1 protein-coding gene is annotated in these 1155 nt (G+C 70.2%); it reads left to right on the top strand.

Translation table 11 applies throughout. The features are described from left to right. Positions 1-83 precede the first annotated feature (83 nt). A partial coding sequence (locus tag TW83_RS16660) for a dihydroxyacetone kinase subunit DhaK (RefSeq protein WP_239441411.1) occupies positions 84-1155 on the top strand: 1072 nt, incomplete at its 3' end.

Here is a 1155-nt window from a genome sequence, read left to right as displayed (position 1 = left end):
CTGGCATCGGACGCGGCGGCGATGATCAACGGCGCCGACCTGCTGGTCGACGGCGGATACACGGTGCGATGATGGGGGACGACATGACGACCAAGGCGATGCAGCGTTTCGTCAACGACCCCGACGACATCGTCGACGAGACGGTGGCGGGCTTCATCAAGGCGCATCGCGATCTGGTGCGCAAGGACCCGGCCAACCCGCGCGTGGTCCTGTCGCGCTTTGCGCCCCAGGACGGCAAGGTCGGCATCGTGACCGGCGGCGGGTCGGGGCATGAACCGGCCTTCATCGGCTATGCGGGCCGTAACCTGGTCGATGCCGTGGCCGTCGGAGAGCTGTTCTCGTCGCCCACCGCGAAAAGCTTTGCCGATGCGATCCGGGCCGCCGATGGCGGTGCCGGGGTCGCGGTCCTCTACGGCAACTATGCGGGCGACAACATGAACGTGCGCATGGCCGCGGGCATGGTGGCCGAGGACGGGATCGAGGTCGCGACCGTGGTGGCCAATGACGACGTCTGTTCAGCCCCCGCATCCGAACGCGCCAAGCGCCGCGGCGTGGCCGGAGAGATCTTCATGTGGAAGATCGGCGGCGCCAAGGCCGCGCTTGGCGGCACCCTGGCCGAGGTTCGGGCCGCGGCCCAGCAGGCGATCGACGCCTGCCGGTCGGTGGGCGTGGGCCTTGGCCCCTGCACCCTGCCCGCGGTGGGCCATCCGAACTTCCAGATCGCGCCCGGCACGATGGAGGTCGGCATCGGCCATCACGGCGAACCCGGCACGCGGGTCGAGGCGCTGAAGACCGCCGACCAGGTCGCCGACGACATGGTCCGGATCGTGCTGGACGATCACGCCCTGCCCGACGGAACCGAGGTCGCGGTGCTGGTCTCGGGCCTGGGCGCGACGCCCGTGAACGAACTCTATGTGCTGTACGACCGGATCGAGGTCGGGCTGGAACGCGCGGGCCTCCGGGTGCACCGGGCCTTCGTCGGAAACTATTTCACCTCGCTTGAGATGGTGGGGGCCACGCTGACGGTCATGGCGCTGGACGACGACCTGAAGCCCCTGCTGGACATGGACTGCGCGGCGCCCGGCCTGACCGTCGCGGGCACACGGCCGGCACCGGTGGGCGCCCTGTCGGACGGTCCGCGCCACCGCGCCGCCG

This window comes from Paracoccus sp. S4493, assembly GCF_000967735.1.
Taxonomy (GTDB): Bacteria; Pseudomonadota; Alphaproteobacteria; order Rhodobacterales; family Rhodobacteraceae; genus Paracoccus; species Paracoccus marcusii.
Note: the sequence above shows the minus strand (reverse complement) of the source record. Positions and strands in the feature narration are given on the sequence as shown.